Here is a 17899-nt window from a genome sequence, read left to right on the forward strand (position 1 = left end):
CAAAAAAGAATTATGTTTGATATATTTTAAAAGAAGGCCAAGTGATCAACTGGACAATTGAAGAAAAGCACCTGACACTCAAATACAACTGGAAAATATCCAGAAGTGAATCTGTTACTAAGAACAATTTTTTTCTGCAGATTTCAGATGGTACAAAATCGGGATTTGGAGAAGTGGCTCCTAATATAAGATATGGAGAAACTCCTCAACTGGTTAAAGATCAATTTGATTTTTTCTTAAAAAATGGAGCATCCGGGATTAAAAGTTTGGATGATTTACAAAATTTACTAAATTTCACACAAATTTGTAATTCTTTGAGATTTGGGATTGAATCAGCTTACATTCACTATCTCAGTAAAATACAAAATTTACCTGTTTATTCATTTCTCGGGTTGGACGAACCTAAGAATATTTTTACAGCATACACGCTTCCGATAATGCAAATTGGTGAAATTCAACCATTTTACAAAAAACACCAATTAGAGAGGTTTAAATATCTAAAGTTAAAGATAAACTCAGAAAACGGATTCGACCTATTGAATGAGGTACGTAAGCTTTCGAGCCAATCAATCATGATTGATGCAAATGAGAGCTGGCAGAATGTTGAAGAACTTATAAAATTTCTTGAAAAAATAAAAAAAGATAATATTGTCTTTGTTGAACAACCTCTTCCATATAACTTTGAAGAGGAGTATAAATATCTTAAGCAAAATTGTACTTTAGATATTTTTGCTGATGAATCAATAACTGACAAAGCTGATTTCAAAAAATTAACCAAGCAATTTCATGGAATAAACGTGAAGTTGATGAAATCCGGCGGCTATTTGAATGGCATTAGACTTTTGAAAGATGCAAAAAAGCATGGACTAAAAACCATGATAGGCTGTATGGTAGAAACAAGTTTGGGTATTTCTTCAGCCATGAACCTTTGCAGCCTGACAGATTACAACGACCTTGATGGTTTTTTTGTAATTGATAATGAACCATTTAATCTAATAACAGAAAAAAAAGGACAGCTTTTTTATAGTAAAACTTAAATTTTTAGGTAGGTATGGCCAAGACCAAATCAAAAGAGACAAAAAAAAGCAGTAAACCTGCAGCTAAAAAATCTAAAGAAACAACTCAAAAGGCGGCTAAAAAGTCGGCTGTAAAAAAAGTAGTTTCTAAGAAAGCAGCAGTAAAAAAGACTGTAGCCAAAAAAGCTGCGGTAAAAAAGGCTGTTGTGAAGGCGGTTGCTAAAAAAACAGTAGCTAAAAAAGCTGTTGTGAAAGCAGTTGCAAAAAAAGCGGTAATAGCTAAAAAAGCAGATGGTAAAAAGACTTTACCTCCAAAAGCTGCAGCTAAAAAAACAGCAAATAAAAAGGTTGAAGTTAAAAAAACTGCGACTAAACCGGCAACCAAAGCTGCCGTTGTTTCAAAAAACATAGCGCCTAAACCTAGTAAAGAAGTTAAAGTTACTAAACAAGAAGTTAAAGTTTCCAAAACTGCAGAAAAGAAAGTAGTAAGTAAGACTGCAGTGCCGGTAAAAAAAGCTGAACCGGCCTCAAAAACTACTTCTAAAAAACCTGAAGTCAAAGCTTCTGCTCCGACTGAGCCAGTGAAAGCTGCTCCTAAGCCGGAAATTAAAAAAGAGCCTTTGATTCCGAGAAAACCAGATATTTACATACCTCATTTGGAAGACAATTTTGATACTTCCAATAGGGCAATACCTGATATAGATTTGAATGCTGATAAAAAAATAGAACTCAAAAAAGAGTTGCTTAATAAGTGCATTGAAATGCAAAGCAACATTGTGCAGACTGCCAAAAAAGCTATGGATGATGCACAGGAAAGTGCTAATGAAGAAGAAGGTGCGTCGGGAGAAGAAAGGTTTGAAGGTTTCAGAGAAACAATGCAGATCACAAGAGATATGTATGCGAGGCAGCTACAGGAAGGTATCAACAGTCTTTCTTTGCTAAAAAGAATTTTCCTGAATCCACAGGAAAGCATTGGTCTAGGATCTGTTGTTTACACTGAACTCCAAAATTATTTCATAAGTGTCAGCCTTGGGGAAACAAAGCTAGCCGAAAAAAATAGCTTTATCGCAATCTCTACCATGACTCCCCTATACCACGCCATGGCTGGTAAAAAGAAAGGGGATAAATTTGTATTCAGAGATAAGGAATATACTATTCTTGAAACGTTTTAATAAGCTTAATGCTAAAAGCACAAAACGTAAGGTAAAATAAAAAAAGTCCCTCAATGAGGGACTTTTTGCTTTAAGCCTTCCGCTTTATGCTTTCAGCTTTTTATTTCGTTGCTGAAGCATTCTGTTCAAAAGCATTCTTTATATCATCAAACCCAACCTGTGCCTCAAACTTGGTAATCATCTCTAATTTTTCATCAAACAAATATAAAGATGGATACCCAATGGCATCAAATTGACGGTAAAAATCATCCTTTGCATCATGAAGTACTGTAATCTGAGGAAACTGAGCAAGCTTGTACAGATTATGAAATTGTTTCACCTGTTCAAGGCTATTGGGACTTATCATTAAAATTTCAACATTCTGAAAATAATTAATGTTGTTCAAAATCTCAGTTGTTTCCTCCTGACATAAATCACACAAAGGATTAAAATAGACGATCATTATTTTCTTGTTTTGCGGAATATCTTTATTGGTATATTTTTTCCCATCAAGTCTCACAAAATTGATTTCCGGTATTTTATATCCTCCTTCATTCACTCTTACTAATTCTGCTTTGGTTATTATGTCATTTCCCATACTTAAGCTTGTCAAGCCAACCAACAAAAAGCAGATTATATATTTAAATTTCACTCCCATATCATTTATCAAGTTACCCGAAAATATAACATGACCATTTCAATGGTTGTTATCATCCCCTTTAAACTTCAACAAAGACAAGGGTTTTGAGGTTGATTAGATAAAACAAAAGATGAAGAGGCGAAAAATCACAATATTTTTACTGATTATTTTTTCCTTGATTACAACCTCCGGATACCTGGTTGGATGCAATGAAAGTAAAAATCCTGTATACCCTGGAAGAAAACTGCAGGGCAAAACTCCTCTGTCTCTTGATACAACTGTTATTACAACACCAGGAATAGGTTATACCAAAGGCGATGTCTACAAATTTTTCTTCGGAGAACATTACAGAAAAATCTGGGCAACCCCTGTAGAAGTTCCTATTATTGATCTTGAGAATACTCATGGAGGACTTGCTTTTTCCAAAACAGGTGGAAACATGCAGACTATTAGTATTCGCTTAAAAAGCGCTGAAGGCAAACGATTTGTCTTAAGAGGAATAGATAAAGACCCAACCAAAATCTTACCTAAAATATTGAAAATCCATCCAATAAAAGGTTTATTACAGGATCAGATATCTGCAATGAACCCTTATGGCCCACTTGCTATTCCGGGTCTTGCCAATGCAGCAGGGATCTTTCACACGAACCCAATACTGGTATATGTTCCGGACGAAAAAGATACTGAAGAATTTCTCGATGGATTAAGAGGTAAACTTGCCATGCTCGAAGAATTCCCTGATGAGGAATGGGCCAATACCAAGCTATTTGGATTTGCCTCTGATATCATTTCCACAGAGGATATGCTGAGTGAAAGATTTAAAAATCAAAATGCAAAAATAGATCCGAAAGCTTATGCAAAATGTCGACTGTTTGACTTACTGGTTGGCGACTGGGACAGACATTCCGATCAATGGAAATGGGCAGTGTTTGAAGATAGCACAGGAAAAGTTTTTAAACCTATCCCTAGAGACAGAGATATGGTTTTCTTTCAGTTTAACGATGGGTTAGTATTGAAACTTGCTGTTGCAATTAATTCCAAACTACAATCATACGACTATGATATTCAAAGCATTAAAGGCATGGGAAAAAACAGCAGATATATAGATCGACTTGTTCTACCTGAACTTACTGAGACGGATTGGCAACTGATTATCAAAAATCTTCAGACATATATTACAGACTCTGTAATAGAAAATTCTATTAAAACCTGGCCGCAGCCTGTATTCAATCAAATTGGCCTTTCAACAATAGATAAACTTAAATATAGGAGAGATCATCTTTCTAAAACAGGAATTGAGTTTTATAAAATGATTCAGCAGGAACCTATAATTGCTGGTACAGATAAAGAAGATCTCTTTAAAATTGTAAGGCAAAAAAATACAACAGAAGTTACAGTGTATGACAATGATGAAAAAAATATATTATTTAAAAAAGTATTTGACAATCATCTTACGAATAAAATAACTCTGTATGGCCTGAGAGGAGAAGATGAATTTATAATAGAGGGCAAAGCTAACAAGGGAATTCTAATAAATATATATGGAGGAGAAGCATACGATAAAATTTTAGATCACTCAGAATTGAAAGGTATTTTAAAGAAAACAAGAGTGTATGAATACGGACCTAATCGTTATGAAGGCACCACACAAATAGAAGTATTCGGAACCGATCCATTGCATTATTACTTTGAAAGATCAGGAAGACGAGAATAACATCACTTCCTTATGGGATAAATATACTTCTCATATGCTCCTTATTAATTAATAGAAGAAGTTAAAACACTATTCCACTCAAAATCAACTACTCTTTAAACACTTATCATACTTCCGGGTAATAAATTAGTTATCCCGATAACTAACAGCATTTAAGCTTGCAGGATAATAAATTCATTCCATATAGTAACTGAATGAAAAATAGATTATAAACTTTATAATCACTCATAACAAAATTTTATCTGACCAACTAAAGCTATGTTCAAAGTAAAATCAAAACACAAAGTCTCTTTCAATGAAATGAAAAGACTTGGGGATATTATTAATGGCACTGAAGCAAAAGCTGAAGAGGTACTTTACACAAAAGCTGAAAAATTAAAAGGAAGAGAAGGGTACAATCCCGACTTTCTTGAAGACTGGACAATAGACCTTCCCAAGGCAACTGGAATAAAGGCCAATGATATGTTAAAATTAAAAGACGTTGATGATGTTGAATTGAAATATACCCACTTCTCCATTATTATGTCCCGCTCCCGTAAAATGTCAATGATTACCGGTGTTAATATTGATGGTAATCAATCACAAAAAATAGGACGATCAGATAAATGGTATCTGGATAGCAGAATTGAAACAAACCAGCAATTTGGAAATGAGCTTTATCAAAACAACAGGTTCGACAGAGGACATATGGTAAGAAGGGAAGATCCTGTATGGGGAGATGATGCAGCGACTGCAAACCTGGATACTTTCCACTACACCAATGCATGCCCTCAGATTGATGTGTTTAATCAACATACTTGGCTGGGACTTGAAAATTACATCCTTCAAAATGCCAGAGTATATCAGATGAAAGTATCCGTTTTCACAGGTCCTTTTTTCACAAACAATGATATTACATATAAGGATGCACGAATTCCAGACGCTTACTGGAAGGTAATAGCATTTTTAAAGGAAGATGGTACTCCTTCTGCTACAGCCTATAAGATAAGCCAGGAAAAAGAACTATCTGATATGGAATTTATATATGGCCCCTACAAAACCTATCAAGTCAGTATAAGAGAAGTGATGATGGATACAAATTTAGATTTTGAAGCTTTGGAACAATATGATGGATTTTCTCAGCATGAAATAATGTCTTCTCTTAATAATTTTAAGAGAGAGATAAGAAATTTTAATGATATAATGTTGTAAGCTTAAAGTCATTACTGCCGCTGTAAAGAAAAAGGAGGGTGTAATTGCCTCCTTTTTCTTTTGTAGTTTCATGGGCCTAAACCTTAAACCGGAATTAAGCATTAGAAAAATATCAGTGTTAATCAGCTTTAAAATTCCTAAACTGACTTTACAGAGAATTCTCTTTTATCCTTGATTTACTTTAAACTTTAACTCTGAGTGTTACCAAAAAATTTCTACCAGGAGCACTAATGCCAGAAGCAAAAATTCTATAATTTCTATCTAATAAATTCTCAGCAGAAAACTGAAGCTGAATATACTTATTTACTTCAAAGGCTGTTCTGATGTTAAGGGTATACCATGAAGGCATACCATCGGAAGTTGCCTGGGCAATGTTGTCTTCACCCACCAAATTGTAATTCTTTATCCTTTTCCATCCATTATACAAAACAAAAAACTCTCCTCTGAACCTTTTCACTTTTACATTGACTGAACTTCTTCCGAATGCCGGAGGAATATGATCCAGAGGATAGTCAGAAGAATCAGTTTTAATTCTTCCATATGTATAATTAAATGTATTGGCCAATACAACGTTTTTAGTTATCTCAGCATAGAGGGTAAAATTCCCACCATAAATATATGCTTTACCTGCATTGACACTTGTTTGCACTCTGCTCATCTTGCCATCATATAGAATAGAGTCTTGTCCATTGAACCTACCAAACTTTGTTGTTATAGCATTGGTATACCAGGTATAAAAGGCTGTCCCTTCCAGATGAATTCTATTGGATAATGATTTTGCTATAGTCAACTCTCCATTGTAAGTATACTCCGGTTTTAAATTTGGATTTGGTACAATGACATTACCTGGCACGGACTCAAACACTTTACTTAGATCATCTACATTAGGAGAGCGAAAGCCGGTTGAGCCAAATACAGATAACCTCCAGGACTTTTCAGGAAGAAAAACAAGTCCGATATTTCCATTTAAAGCTCCATTCGTTTGCTTGATATCGGAATAAGGGAATGGGAAAAAAGTCTTCTCTCCAAAGTTGGCTTTCAATTCTACATTACTGTATCTGACACCTTCTGATAAGATAAGTTTTTTATTAAGCTCAATGCTATGAGTTAGATATCCGGCAATAGTTCTCATTGATGAACCCCCATTAGGATATCTTGTATCTAGCGGAGTTCTTATCCCTGTTACTACACTCTCACCATATGCAGAAGAACCTACCCTATTATAATTCACTTCTAGGCCATAGCGGAATTCATTCTTTTTCACTGCCTTTTCCATATCAAGATTAAATGAATAGATGTCCAGCTTTTCTATCCTGCTATTTCTAACCTCTTTGTTAAATCTTCTGTCATAACGGCTTTCTTCAATTTTCTGATAGGCAAGTATGATTCTGGCTTTATCATAAAAAGCTGTCTTCTCGTTCAAATCCAGATGATACGATCCCAATAATCTTTTCTGAGGACCATAGAACCATTCAGCATAAGCAGGCTTACCGCTAAACTGAGCCAGTCTGTCATAACGTGGTATATCTGAGCTAGTGGAATATTGAAAATTTAATGTATGTGTAACTTTTGATGAAGGTGAGAATAATATCTTTTGTAAAAAATCATACTGTTTGTACCCTGACTGTTTTTGAATATCAGGATTACTATTAGTTAAAACAGAATCCTTACCTCCTATCCTTTCTACATAAAAGTTTCTTTTACCAAAATCTTTGTATGCCGCTCTCCTATCTCCACCCTGTCTTAAATCATCAAAATCAGAATATGTAAAACTTGTAAGTGAAGCAATTTTATTAAAACCTATATTTAAATCAATATGTCCTGTCTTTTCAGAATTGGCAGACGAATATCTGGTATAGGCATTGGCACTGGCGAAAGTTTTGCCTTTACTTCCTGATAAAACTGGTCTTTTAGTGTAGAAACTCATTACACCTCCCAAAGCATCACTGCCATAAATAACAGATCCAGGTCCAAACAACAATTCTGTTCTTTCTATAACACTATTATCAAGGGTAATTACATTTTGCAAATGCCCTCCCCTGTATACAGCATTATTCATCCTGATACCGTCAACAACCATTAATACCTTATTTGCTTCAAACCCTCTCATAATTGGACTTCCCCCTCCCATCTGACTCCTTTGTACAAATACATTTCCTGTGTTCTGGAGAACATCCGCAGTGGTTTCCTGGCTCGCGAATTGCATTTCGCCGGAATTTATAACTTGTATCTGTCTTGGAATATCCTTTCTGTTCTCTTCAAACTTACTACCTGAAACTACTATTCCGTCTATCAACCCGGTTTCTTCAGATAATAGCACTTTAAATCCTGAAGCACTTAAATTGATAAAACTGATAACATACGGCTTATACCCCACAAGTTGAAACCGTATACTATCAGATTGTTCAAACTGAGAGATATCGGCCTGACCTTTAGAATTGGACGTTGTATAAATCTGTTTTTGATGATCACTAATAAATACACCTTCAAGTGGTGCTTGACTAATCCCATCATTGATAGTTACTTTCTGCGCATTTATTCTGAAACTAATCAAGAAAAAAAATACAGCAAAACTTAACCCTCTATAGGTATTTCTTTTAACAAAGATCATTGCTTTGATATTTAGAAGATTTTAAATAGATAAAAATGAAATCTGATTTTAAATCACCAATCCCTCAATTGGCATATATTAGACGTACATACAGTTTATTAAAAATCATAGACACTTCAAAAAATAATTTTCGAAGTGCCTATAATTATACTAAAGGAGTTATTTCTTAATAACCTTTACAGATTCAGAACTTCCATCCTTATACTTAACAGTAACTGCATAAATTCCTGCAGAGAACTCTTTTCCAAATTCGACAACCTTACCTTTCTCTACTTCACTTTGAGTGAAAGTAATATGGCCTGATGCATCGGTAACTGTTATTTGAGCCACTGATTTACCTGGCTTAATAGTAAACAGTTCTTCTGAAGGGTTCGGTGCTATAACCAAAGCGGCTGTTTCCTCTTCATGACCATCAACTTTTAATGAAGTACAAACAGTTATATTCTTACAGAATTGCTTATAGTAAGGAGCTCCGCTATAATTAACTCCCACACAGAATTGTCCTCCAGTAAAGCTAGATCCATATAGGAGGTTAACTTTATATGGCTGACCGCTTACAGGTGTTATACTCTGAACAGAAGTGTTAGCATACCAGCTATAGTTTGTCGCTCCCACTGTATTAACAGAATTAAGTTCTAGCTGTGCAGAACCATTTACAGTACCACAATCTGGACCGATAATATCAGCCGTACTTGTTCCGCTTACAGTTATATTGACAAGTGAAGAAGTTGTGCTAGCACTGGAATTATCATAAGCAATTGCTTTCAGCGTATAAGCTCCAGCTGCAACATTCGTCCAGCTATAGCTATATGGAGATGTCAAATCTTCACCAAGTTTTGTAGTACCTTGGTAAAACTCAACTTTTGAAATGCTACCGTCGCTATCAGATGCATTGGCATTGATTGTTACTGAAGCTGGAGCTGTAAATGTTGCATTGTTCAATGGAGCAGTAACACTTACAGTCGGTGCAACATTTCCTGAAGAAACAGTAATATTGATCAACGATGAAGTCGTACTTGCAGAAGCATTATCATAAGCAATTGCTTTAAGTGTATAAGCCCCAGCTGCTACACTTGTCCAGCTATAGCTATATGGAGATGTCAAATCTTCACCAAGTTTGGTAGTACCTTGGTAAAACTCAACTTTTGAAATGCTACCGTCGCTATCAGATGCATTGGCATTGATTGTTACTGAAGCTGGAGCTGTAAATGTTGCATTGTTCAATGGAGCAGTAATACTTACAGTCGGTGCAACATTTCCTGAAGAAACAGTAATATTGATCAATGATGACGTAGTACTTGCAGAAGCGTTATCATAAGCAATTGCTTTCAGCGTATAAGTTCCGAATGCGACACTTGTCCAGCTGTAGCTATATGGAGAAGTTAAATCTTCACCAAGTTTTGTAGTACCTTGGTAAAACTCCACTTTTGAGATACTGCCGTCACTATCGGATGCATTGGCATTGATTGTAACTGATGCTGGCGCTGTAAACGTCGCATTGTTCAATGGTGCTGTAATACTTACAGTTGGTGCAACATTTCCTGAAGAAACAGTAATATTGATCAATGATGACGTAGTACTTGCCCCTGAATTATCAAATGCCACCGCTTTTAGGACATAAGCCCCTGCTGTTACATTTGTCCAGCTGTAAGAGTATGGAGAAGTTAAGTCTTCACCAAGCTTAGTCGTTCCCTGATAGAACTCAACCTTTGTAATACTGCCATCGCTGTCAGCAGCAGTTGCATTGATTGTTACGGAAGCTGGAGCAGTATACGTCGCATTATTCAATGGTGCTGTAATGCTCACTGTAGGAGGAACTCCTGGAAGTACTCTAAACAGACTAGCGGCAGGAATAAGTTGTTTGGCAATCGCTGAACTTTCATAATAAACATTGATTGACTCATCGCCACCTTGCTCAAAGAAATTCACAGTGATGGCATGCTTACCTGTTTTCAGAGCAACTACTCCTGATGCATGTGTTCCGGCACCATGTAGCCCGTCATTATCTACAACAAGTTCATTCCCAATATACAATCTGCTTCCGTCATCTGAGTCAGTATAAAAGGTATAAAGACCATCTGCAGGAACATTTACAAAACCTTTAAAGCTAAATGCAAAGTTATCGTCTCTGTTTCTTGGACTGAGGTCAAAGTTAGTTACTGTTCCGGTCTCAGCAGCCGTAAGAGCACTGAAATTCGGAAGGTTCGACCAGCTGCCTTCATAATAAGCATAATCCAATCCAGACAAAGTGTTTGTCGGATTTTCAGGATTTCTAAGATCAAGAACTTTAACTGCAATCGCCTGAGAAGCACCTACAACTCCAAGGTTGTCTGTAGCAGCAGCCACGATATTGAAACTTCCTGATGCAACATTTGTAAGCGTTAATGTATATGGACTGGTTAGATCTTCGCCTACCTTAACTCCATCCTTATAAAACTCTACTTTTGCGATTGAGCCATCAGCATCTGTAGCAGTAACATTTACAGTGATGTTTGAAGCCGCAAGTACAATTGACTTGGAAGCAGGAGAAGTGATGGAAACTACTGGAATTTTATTGGTAAAATCCATTGGCGAAAGTCTGCTTGCAGGAATCGGTCTTTCAAATTCTCCTGTCGGCAATTGCCATCCATAGGATAAATTATCATCACCATCACCTTCTTTTTGCAAGGCCTCTATATAATATTTCTGGCCAGCTACAAGGTTAATAGTAGCAGATTCCTGAGTCGGATATCTGAACCAGTCTCTCAGACCTGTAGTTTTTTCAGCATATGCAATTCTGACTTTGGTTGCAGGACTTGTGCTGGAGCTTAGCCATAATTCTGTGCTTTCATCGCCTCCAATCCAAAACTTATATGCACCGGTATAAGGAGCACAGATATAACCTCTTTGACGTACACCAAAATTGTTAGCCTGATTTACTACTTCTTCCACAGCAGTCACGTTGGTTTGTGAAGTTGGAGTTGTAGATACAGGAATCAAATCTACTGATTTACCTTCAACTGATGCCCAATATTCTCTCGTTATTGAGCCAGTTCCTGTACAGGCAATAGCATCCGGATTTCTGAAAAGTTCAGTTGTCGGAATTACCTGCTTGGTTATGCCAGGACCAGAATAGCTAATTGACAGACCAATAGAAGGCTGATTATTGAAATAATAAACAGTAATAGCATGTTTACCAGCTTTTAATCCAAGGCTTCCTGATTTCTCTGTAACCGCATGTTCCCCATCATTGTTAACAATAAGTGTCTTTCCTATAAACAACTGACTTCCATCATCTGAAGAAGTGTAGAAAGTATATTGTCCATCTGAAGGAACATTCACATAACCTGTATACACAAAACCAATCTGACCATCTTTGTTTCTTGGAGTAAGATCAAAATTAGTCACAGAACCGGTTTTTACAGTGGCAAGAGAATTAAAGTTAGGCATAAAGCTCCATGTACCTTCATAATATTTATAAGAAAGGCCATTTACAGCTATCGCTGGATTTTCCGGTTCTCTTAATACAGGTAGTTTTCCGTATAAAGAAGACCTCCAAACTCCTCTACCTTTAAATGCGACATAAAGCTCTGAATTCTGAGTTCCATCATTAAACATCATGAAATCATTAATATCTGCAACAGTCGGAAGACCTGCAGAATAGTTCAGCCATGAAGACATACCTGAGTTTCTATAATAAACAGCTTTTGCTGTACCTACATAAACAGACTCATCAGTACTAAAGGCATCGTGATGAATTTTAAATATGTTCACCAATGGTAAAGAACCTGTTATCTCCGTCCATGTAGCAGCTCTGTCTGCAGATCTGAAGACGCGGCTTCCGCAGCTCATATAAACAATATTAGTATTGCTTTTTATAACTGTAACACTTGCCATCACATTTACAGGAGCAGGTGTATTATAAGTAACAAAGGATGGTGTAGCTGCCTGAGCATTGTCGCTTCTTCTTATCTTACCATCAGCAGTTACCACATACAAAACATTCGCATCCGTCGGAGATAAAGCCAAAGCTTTAATACTACCAAAAGTAGTGGAGTTTATTTTCGTCCAGCTTGGTGAAGATCCCAGAGTTGTTGTCCTGTAAAGGTCATTCTGACCAATGAATGCCAGGTTAGGATTTAAGGCAGTAAATTCCATTTCAACGTCATTTCCTCCTTGATTTGAAGTAAACGGAAAACTCAGAGATGAAGAATTTCCTGTTGAAAGGATTTTCCTTGAACCGTTTCCATTATGAGAATAAACTTCGTCCCAGCTGTAATAACCAAAAGATAAGCGGTCTCCATAATCTCCACCGCCAATAGTTACCCAATTTTTACCATCAAATGTGACTTCTCCGTTATCTTGTGTACCAACATTCAGCACTGCTCTTTTAATCGGACTGGCAGCAGCATGGTAGATCTCAAGACCAGCAAGGCCATCGCTTTTTTGTGTCCAGCCCCATCCTCCGTCAGTGCTTACCCAGATCCCACCATCATTGGCATTGTAAAGTTTGGTAGCATCAAATGGAGAAAACACAATATGACGCATATCTGTATGTACTTTATTTGCCCATTCGCTCATCTGAGTCCAGGTAGCACCTCCATCTGTTGATTTCCAGACAACGTGCCCCACAGCATAAAGTGTATTGCTATTCAGGGGATCTACAGTTATGTCGTAGTTATAATTGCCTTGTCCTCCGTCATCGGCACTATAACCATTCAAATTTGGAGAGCCCGCCGGTTTGATTACAGTAAAAGATGAGCCGCTGTTTGTAGATTTTAAAATAGGAGTTTCTTCCTGCAAATAAGGAACATCATCCGTTTCCAGATGCAGACCAACAAAGCTTAAATAGACTATATTAGGATTGGCAGGTGTCACTCCTATCCTTCCTCCATTGCTGATACCAGTAGTTGTAGGTAAAGATATCTGTGTCCATGTATCGCCCATATTGTTGGAAACCCAGAACTCATTGAAGCTAGCGGCATAAATAGTAGTAGATCCTGCTCCTGGCTTGAAGATCATATCCGTAAAGTTACCTCCGCTCTTTTTAACAGTCCATGTAGCACCCGCATTGGTTGACTTCCAGATACCATCATTGGTAGCTGCAATCAGAACATTGTTATTGGTAGGTGACATTAAGAGCTCCACTGCCAAAGCATTTCCCAGACCGCTGCTGCTGCTGGTCCATGTCTGTCCACCATCTATAGTTTTATAGATGCCAATGCTTTCATTTGTGCTGTAATAATTAGGATCTCCGGTACCGATGTACATTGTCCTTGTATTGGTGTAATCTATGCAAACACTTGACAAGCGACAGAAAGGCAAATTATCTGTGCCTGTAGGTGACCAGTTAACACCTTCATCATTACTTATAAAAAGACCACCCATAGCCGTCATTCCATAAAGGATTTTCGGATCTGTAGGGTGAAATTTTAATTGAGTTACCCTTTCAATTCCATTGATCTGACCCATTCTGTTCAGAGGGAATTCATAACCTACAGGTTCCCATTTCTGAGCTCTTGTGAATAAGGGATAAGCGCTTAATAGTAAAATTATTAATGCAAATCGTAATAGTGGTTTCATGATTGTCTTATTAAATTTTTTGGGAGTAAAAAATAAGAATTAAGGTCTCTGATTTTTATAAATCTCAAGTCTTTGCTCTTGAGTCAGGATGCTGCCGTCAGGCTGTACATAGGGAAGTACATCCTTTCTCCATGATTTGAACCTTTTGTATTCAATCATGTATTGAGCACTTTCAGTTACTTCTTTCTCTTCTGAATGAAACAACCTTCCAACAAGGCTCCTCTTACTTTCTTCTTCTTCCTCCTCCTCTTCTCTACCTTCTTTTTTGTTTTGTTTTCGTTCAAACTCTTCTTCCACATCCGGCTCAGGCCGTTTTTTCCAGTATTGGTCATAAGCCAGCAAAATATCATAGTAATTTGCTGCCGAATCACTCATCATGGAAATCCAGAGTGGATCTTTTCTGTAGGCGCGTAATGTTGCTTTAGATACTTTTCGGGAATTTCCATAGGCTCCCTGAGTCTGGACACTACAGGAGCTTACAGAAATGGCCAAAAAGAACAAAGCAGGAACTGTCCGCCAGCTTTTTTTTTTCATAGGCATTTTGTTTTTTTAGTTTGGAGTAAAAAAATCCAACCCTCTATGGTTGTAGCTTAAAAATAGTTTTGTGTTAGCCCAAACTATGTAACTTTTGTTACATTATAATATCAGAGAAAGACACTATATTGATTCTTAAGACCTTAATTGCTAAAAATTTTATCAACGCCAGAAGAATTTATATTGCGATTGCTTTAATCAGAAAAATTTGAACTCTCTTTTGGTGAGTTATAATCAAATTCCCCAAAATAAAACCAAACTAAAAAGCCTCCGAACATGACGCTGCGGAGGCTTATAAAAATAAAACTAGTGTGTTTTACTCTCTTATTTTTTCACCACTTTAATTGTCTCTATAATTGTCTGATCATTCAACTTTACAAAGTAAATACCAGGAGCGTTTGATTCACCCAATGTAAATGAACAACGTGCAGAGATGCTCTCAAAAAGGTCTCCTGAAGCACTTAACACTTCAACTTTTACTTCTTGTTTTGAAGCCGGAATTAAAACTGTTGCATTCTCAGCAAAAGGATTCGGGAATACTAAATAATCCTCACTCTTATAACATTAAGATCTTCATGGTATCCTTTTCCTTCTTCCAAAGTTGATGGTAAAAACTTTAACTTCAATCAACCGGAGTATGATCTGATTCAGGAATTGCTTTAGCCGGAGAGGTTAAGAAAGAAGAAGTAATTGAAGGTTGTAACGGTGATTAAAAAAGAAAGCATACCTAAAGAGTATGCTTTCTTTTTTAACTTTAATTGAGTCTTATTTAAATGTTAAGATACATTGCTAACATTTGCTTTATTCATCATATGCTCATAATGATTTGCAATATAATTATTGATTGTATCATAGAAAGCTTCAAGCTCCATTTCATCAAGATCTATTATTACTTCTTCATTGTTTGACTTTAGCAATTGAATCTTTTTAATGACTCCATGTTCATCTTTTACCAATGTAAAATTAAGAACCTCTTTTAGTTTAATAAGTCCTGCCTTCTTGTTGTTCCTGAATTCGATAAAGTCGTTGGAAAACTTTAAGAAGTCATTGTAATTGTTAATACCTGAAGCAAGTTTCTCTACAATCGGAGCAATGATACAAACTGCAGCCCACAGAAAGAATCGGATGTGATTTATCTCGTATTCGAAATAGATAAAACCGAATATAGCAGGAATGAATAAATAAATAAACACTTGAGTCTTTAACTTATTCCTTCTGTTTCTGAAAACTATCTCGTTATTTACTTCTTTGATTTTTATAGGAAATAAAAACTCTTCCCAGATAATCAATACCATAATGATCACGGCAACGCCAACAAGTATCATTCCCGGATAAACATTACTCTTGCTGATCTCAAGAAATGGAACGTCGAATATCTGATGCGACAAAAAGATGGAAAAAATAAATATAAGCAACAGGAGTCCAATACTGAATTCTTTCGGATATGTAGGACGGATTAACTTTCGCATAGTGATACAATTTAAACTTTAATGAACTTCTATTATCATTAATAAATCAGGTAATTAAGCTCTTATTCCTTCAAAAATAAGACTTTCTACCCTCAAATACATGCAGAAAATATATTTTCTCCTTTCTAACCTGATTCTTGCTGACTTTAAAGATCTTAGCAGAATCTACATTAATCTCGCGAAAAAAACTAAAGGCAGTTTGGTGATATTTCTTTATACAGATTTTAAATAGAAGTGGACATATCAATTTTAACTGAAGAAAAACCAGGGAAAACCCGTAGAGGCGACATGCATTGCTCTGTACAAATTTTACTAATTGAATATTTTTAGATGAAGTAAATGAGGAATATGTGCACAGAATGCGTATATAACCAATCATATTCTATTATAAATATGTTTAAAATTTTTGCTTTAACAATTTTGGGAATCTATCTCTATCAGGACTATCAGACTGATAGAACTCAACACATTAAAGCAAAAATAATTCATGCCATTATTCTTATCGCGTTTACACTCATGTATTCCGAATCATTCCGGTATATCGGATGGATGATAAGAAAATTTGATAAAGCAAGAGAAATATGGGCTGTTCCAATAGGATTTATTCCTGGCGAATTACATTTCATGATAAACATAATTCAGGCAATAGCAGGAACCTTATTAATCTATTTTTTATTTTCTACAATCAAAAGAAAAGAATCGGGACGTAGATGGATGATGAGATTAATTCCTGTAATTGCTTTTACAGAAACGATTGCCTTTTACAGAGGCTGGATTAGTGAAGGTAATGATTCATTCATTCACCAATTTTTAGCCATTACAATCGGATGTGGGATTTTTGGGAGTTTAAGCTATGCAATTATCAAAATCTATATGAGTAAGTATATGGATGATTTTTTTAATCGAAGGAATTTAAATCAAGAGGAAGTATTGTAGAGCCGCCATGCATGGCGTCTCAAACTTTGAATTTCAGCAAGCTTATCCTTTTCTGTATTCGAATATAAGGCCTGCTTGTCAATTTAGTTAGTTAAAGACAAACCGGATTAGTTATATAATTCACATATCAAAGCTAATACACCTCATCCCTACCCTTCTCCTGAAATCATGCATAGGGCTCCACCCTATGCTGACCAAACAACACCCCCTCCGAGGGCTTAAGAAAACTTTGTTATGTAGCATCACCAGCCCTGGAAGGGCGGCTTTTTATCAACGTAGGGTAAAGCCCTACGTTTTGGGCTATATCATAAAGTTAACTACAATCTTCAGACTCTCCTAAGTTGACGCCCATATCCTGAAGGAGAAGGGAACAGTCGATGCAAAAAATGTTTCAATTAAAACTAATATAACTAATAACATACACATTAAAGTCCCTCTCCTTCAGGAGAGGGATTTAGGGTGAGGTCTTTTACAATTCTATTTAATTGTCCATTATCTTCGACAAGATTTAAATACCTAATCCAAAAAACAAAAGAGTACAGCCCTTTCTTCAAAAGGAGACGCCAGCATGGCGTCTCTACGGGATAACGTTCTGCTTCCATTTAATATAATTTACTGCTCGTTGAATGATCTCTTCCAGATCCTCTGCGAGCCATGGCTTGTCATGATAATCAAAAATGTATCCCTCTCTCCTTGCTTCTCTCAGTTTACTATTGTCTTTGTGAGCAGTGATGACTATCCTTACCGGTTCGTAATGCAGCTTTATGTTATACAAGAAATCAAAGCCTGTAATATCAGGTGTGAACTGATCCAGAATGATGATGTCGTATTGATTTCCCTGCTCTAAAAGGTCCAGCACTTCCCTGTTTGAAGAGCAGAGCTGAACTTCGTATCGCGTGCGGAAGTTCGCATAAAAAGATTTTCTGTTGTACTCTTCGTCGTCGAGGTACAGGATTCGCATTTTCATAGCTAAAAGTTGATTTAATCAGTCACGCTTGCCAAGGTTCTCCACTCTTATCAGGAGCTCAATGGTGGACATGCCTTTTCTTGTAAAAAAAAGCACTACAAAATCATA

11 protein-coding genes and 1 pseudogene are annotated in these 17899 nt (G+C 36.4%); 5 read left to right on the top strand and 7 right to left on the bottom strand.

The window, feature by feature from the left end; genetic code table 11:
- The first annotated feature begins 41 nt into the window (after window positions 1-41).
- On the top strand, window positions 42-1037 hold the full coding sequence (locus tag K350_RS0102590) for an enolase C-terminal domain-like protein (RefSeq protein WP_028978585.1): 996 nt from the start codon (window positions 42-44) through the stop codon (window positions 1035-1037).
- 14 nt (window positions 1038-1051) lie between these two features.
- A complete protein-coding gene (locus K350_RS32805; RefSeq protein WP_245598411.1) occupies window positions 1052-2188 on the top strand; it encodes a hypothetical protein in 1137 nt (378 codons plus the stop codon).
- A gap of 100 nt (window positions 2189-2288) precedes the next feature.
- Here the strand turns inward: K350_RS32805 and K350_RS0102605 are convergent, their stop codons facing one another.
- Complete coding sequence (locus K350_RS0102605) at window positions 2289-2765, bottom strand: peroxiredoxin family protein (RefSeq protein ID WP_162144118.1); 477 nt, start codon at window positions 2763-2765, stop codon at window positions 2289-2291.
- 172 nt (window positions 2766-2937) lie between these two features.
- On the opposite strand from K350_RS0102605, the gene K350_RS27095 reads away from it, so the two are divergent.
- Both K350_RS27095 and K350_RS27100 read left to right on the top strand, forming a co-directional pair.
- A complete protein-coding gene (locus K350_RS27095; RefSeq protein ID WP_028978587.1) occupies window positions 2938-4521 on the top strand; it encodes a hypothetical protein in 1584 nt (527 codons plus the stop codon).
- Between the two features lie 258 nt (window positions 4522-4779).
- On the top strand, window positions 4780-5712 hold the full coding sequence (locus K350_RS27100; RefSeq protein ID WP_051312791.1) for a DNA/RNA non-specific endonuclease: 933 nt from the start codon (window positions 4780-4782) through the stop codon (window positions 5710-5712).
- 181 nt (window positions 5713-5893) lie between these two features.
- Here K350_RS27100 and K350_RS0102620 read toward each other — a convergent pair whose 3' ends face one another.
- From K350_RS0102620 to K350_RS0102645, 5 genes and pseudogenes are all read right to left on the bottom strand, one after another.
- Window positions 5894-8323: a TonB-dependent receptor plug domain-containing protein gene (locus tag K350_RS0102620; protein WP_051312793.1), complete on the bottom strand. Its 2430-nt coding sequence runs from the start codon at window positions 8321-8323 to the stop codon at window positions 5894-5896.
- A 159-nt stretch (window positions 8324-8482) separates the two neighbouring features.
- Window positions 8483-13885: an Ig-like domain-containing protein gene (locus K350_RS30705; RefSeq protein ID WP_028978589.1), complete on the bottom strand. Its 5403-nt coding sequence runs from the start codon at window positions 13883-13885 to the stop codon at window positions 8483-8485.
- A 39-nt stretch (window positions 13886-13924) separates the two neighbouring features.
- Window positions 13925-14419 carry a hypothetical protein gene (locus K350_RS0102635; RefSeq protein WP_156026872.1) on the bottom strand — a complete coding sequence of 165 codons (495 nt, stop codon included), beginning with the start codon at window positions 14417-14419 and terminating at the stop codon, window positions 13925-13927.
- Between the two features lie 324 nt (window positions 14420-14743).
- Window positions 14744-14947: pseudogene (locus tag K350_RS33060) on the bottom strand (T9SS type A sorting domain-containing protein); the annotation flags it as partial.
- A 248-nt stretch (window positions 14948-15195) separates the two neighbouring features.
- Window positions 15196-15888 carry a hypothetical protein gene (locus K350_RS0102645; protein WP_028978591.1) on the bottom strand — a complete coding sequence of 231 codons (693 nt, stop codon included), beginning with the start codon at window positions 15886-15888 and terminating at the stop codon, window positions 15196-15198.
- A 393-nt stretch (window positions 15889-16281) separates the two neighbouring features.
- Here K350_RS0102645 and K350_RS0102655 point away from each other — a divergent pair, with 393 nt between their 5' ends.
- Complete coding sequence (locus K350_RS0102655; RefSeq protein ID WP_156026875.1) at window positions 16282-16824, top strand: hypothetical protein; 543 nt, start codon at window positions 16282-16284, stop codon at window positions 16822-16824.
- A 577-nt stretch (window positions 16825-17401) separates the two neighbouring features.
- Here K350_RS0102655 and K350_RS27110 read toward each other — a convergent pair.
- Window positions 17402-17791, bottom strand: a complete 390-nt coding sequence (locus K350_RS27110; protein WP_051312794.1) for a response regulator — start codon at window positions 17789-17791, stop codon at window positions 17402-17404.
- Window positions 17792-17899 lie beyond the last annotated feature (108 nt).

This window comes from Sporocytophaga myxococcoides DSM 11118, assembly GCF_000426725.1.
Taxonomy (GTDB): Bacteria; Bacteroidota; Bacteroidia; order Cytophagales; family Cytophagaceae; genus Sporocytophaga; species Sporocytophaga myxococcoides.

What these genes read in the sequence shown, in the direction of transcription:
- K350_RS0102635 (WP_156026872.1), bottom strand. Translation starts at nt 14,419, where the DNA reads ATGAAAAAAAAAAGCTGGCGGACAGTTCCTGCTTTGTTCTTTTTGGCC.
- K350_RS30705 (WP_028978589.1), bottom strand. Translation starts at nt 13,885, where the DNA reads ATGAAACCACTATTACGATTTGCATTAATAATTTTACTATTAAGCGCT.
- K350_RS0102620 (WP_051312793.1), bottom strand. Translation starts at nt 8,323, where the DNA reads ATGATCTTTGTTAAAAGAAATACCTATAGAGGGTTAAGTTTTGCTGTA.
- K350_RS32805 (WP_245598411.1), top strand. Translation starts at nt 1,052, where the DNA reads ATGGCCAAGACCAAATCAAAAGAGACAAAAAAAAGCAGTAAACCTGCA.
- K350_RS0102605 (WP_162144118.1), bottom strand. Translation starts at nt 2,765, where the DNA reads ATGGGAAATGACATAATAACCAAAGCAGAATTAGTAAGAGTGAATGAA.
- K350_RS27110 (WP_051312794.1), bottom strand. Translation starts at nt 17,791, where the DNA reads ATGAAAATGCGAATCCTGTACCTCGACGACGAAGAGTACAACAGAAAA.
- K350_RS0102645 (WP_028978591.1), bottom strand. Translation starts at nt 15,888, where the DNA reads ATGCGAAAGTTAATCCGTCCTACATATCCGAAAGAATTCAGTATTGGA.
- K350_RS27095 (WP_028978587.1), top strand. Translation starts at nt 2,938, where the DNA reads ATGAAGAGGCGAAAAATCACAATATTTTTACTGATTATTTTTTCCTTG.
- K350_RS27100 (WP_051312791.1), top strand. Translation starts at nt 4,780, where the DNA reads ATGTTCAAAGTAAAATCAAAACACAAAGTCTCTTTCAATGAAATGAAA.
- K350_RS0102655 (WP_156026875.1), top strand. Translation starts at nt 16,282, where the DNA reads ATGTTTAAAATTTTTGCTTTAACAATTTTGGGAATCTATCTCTATCAG.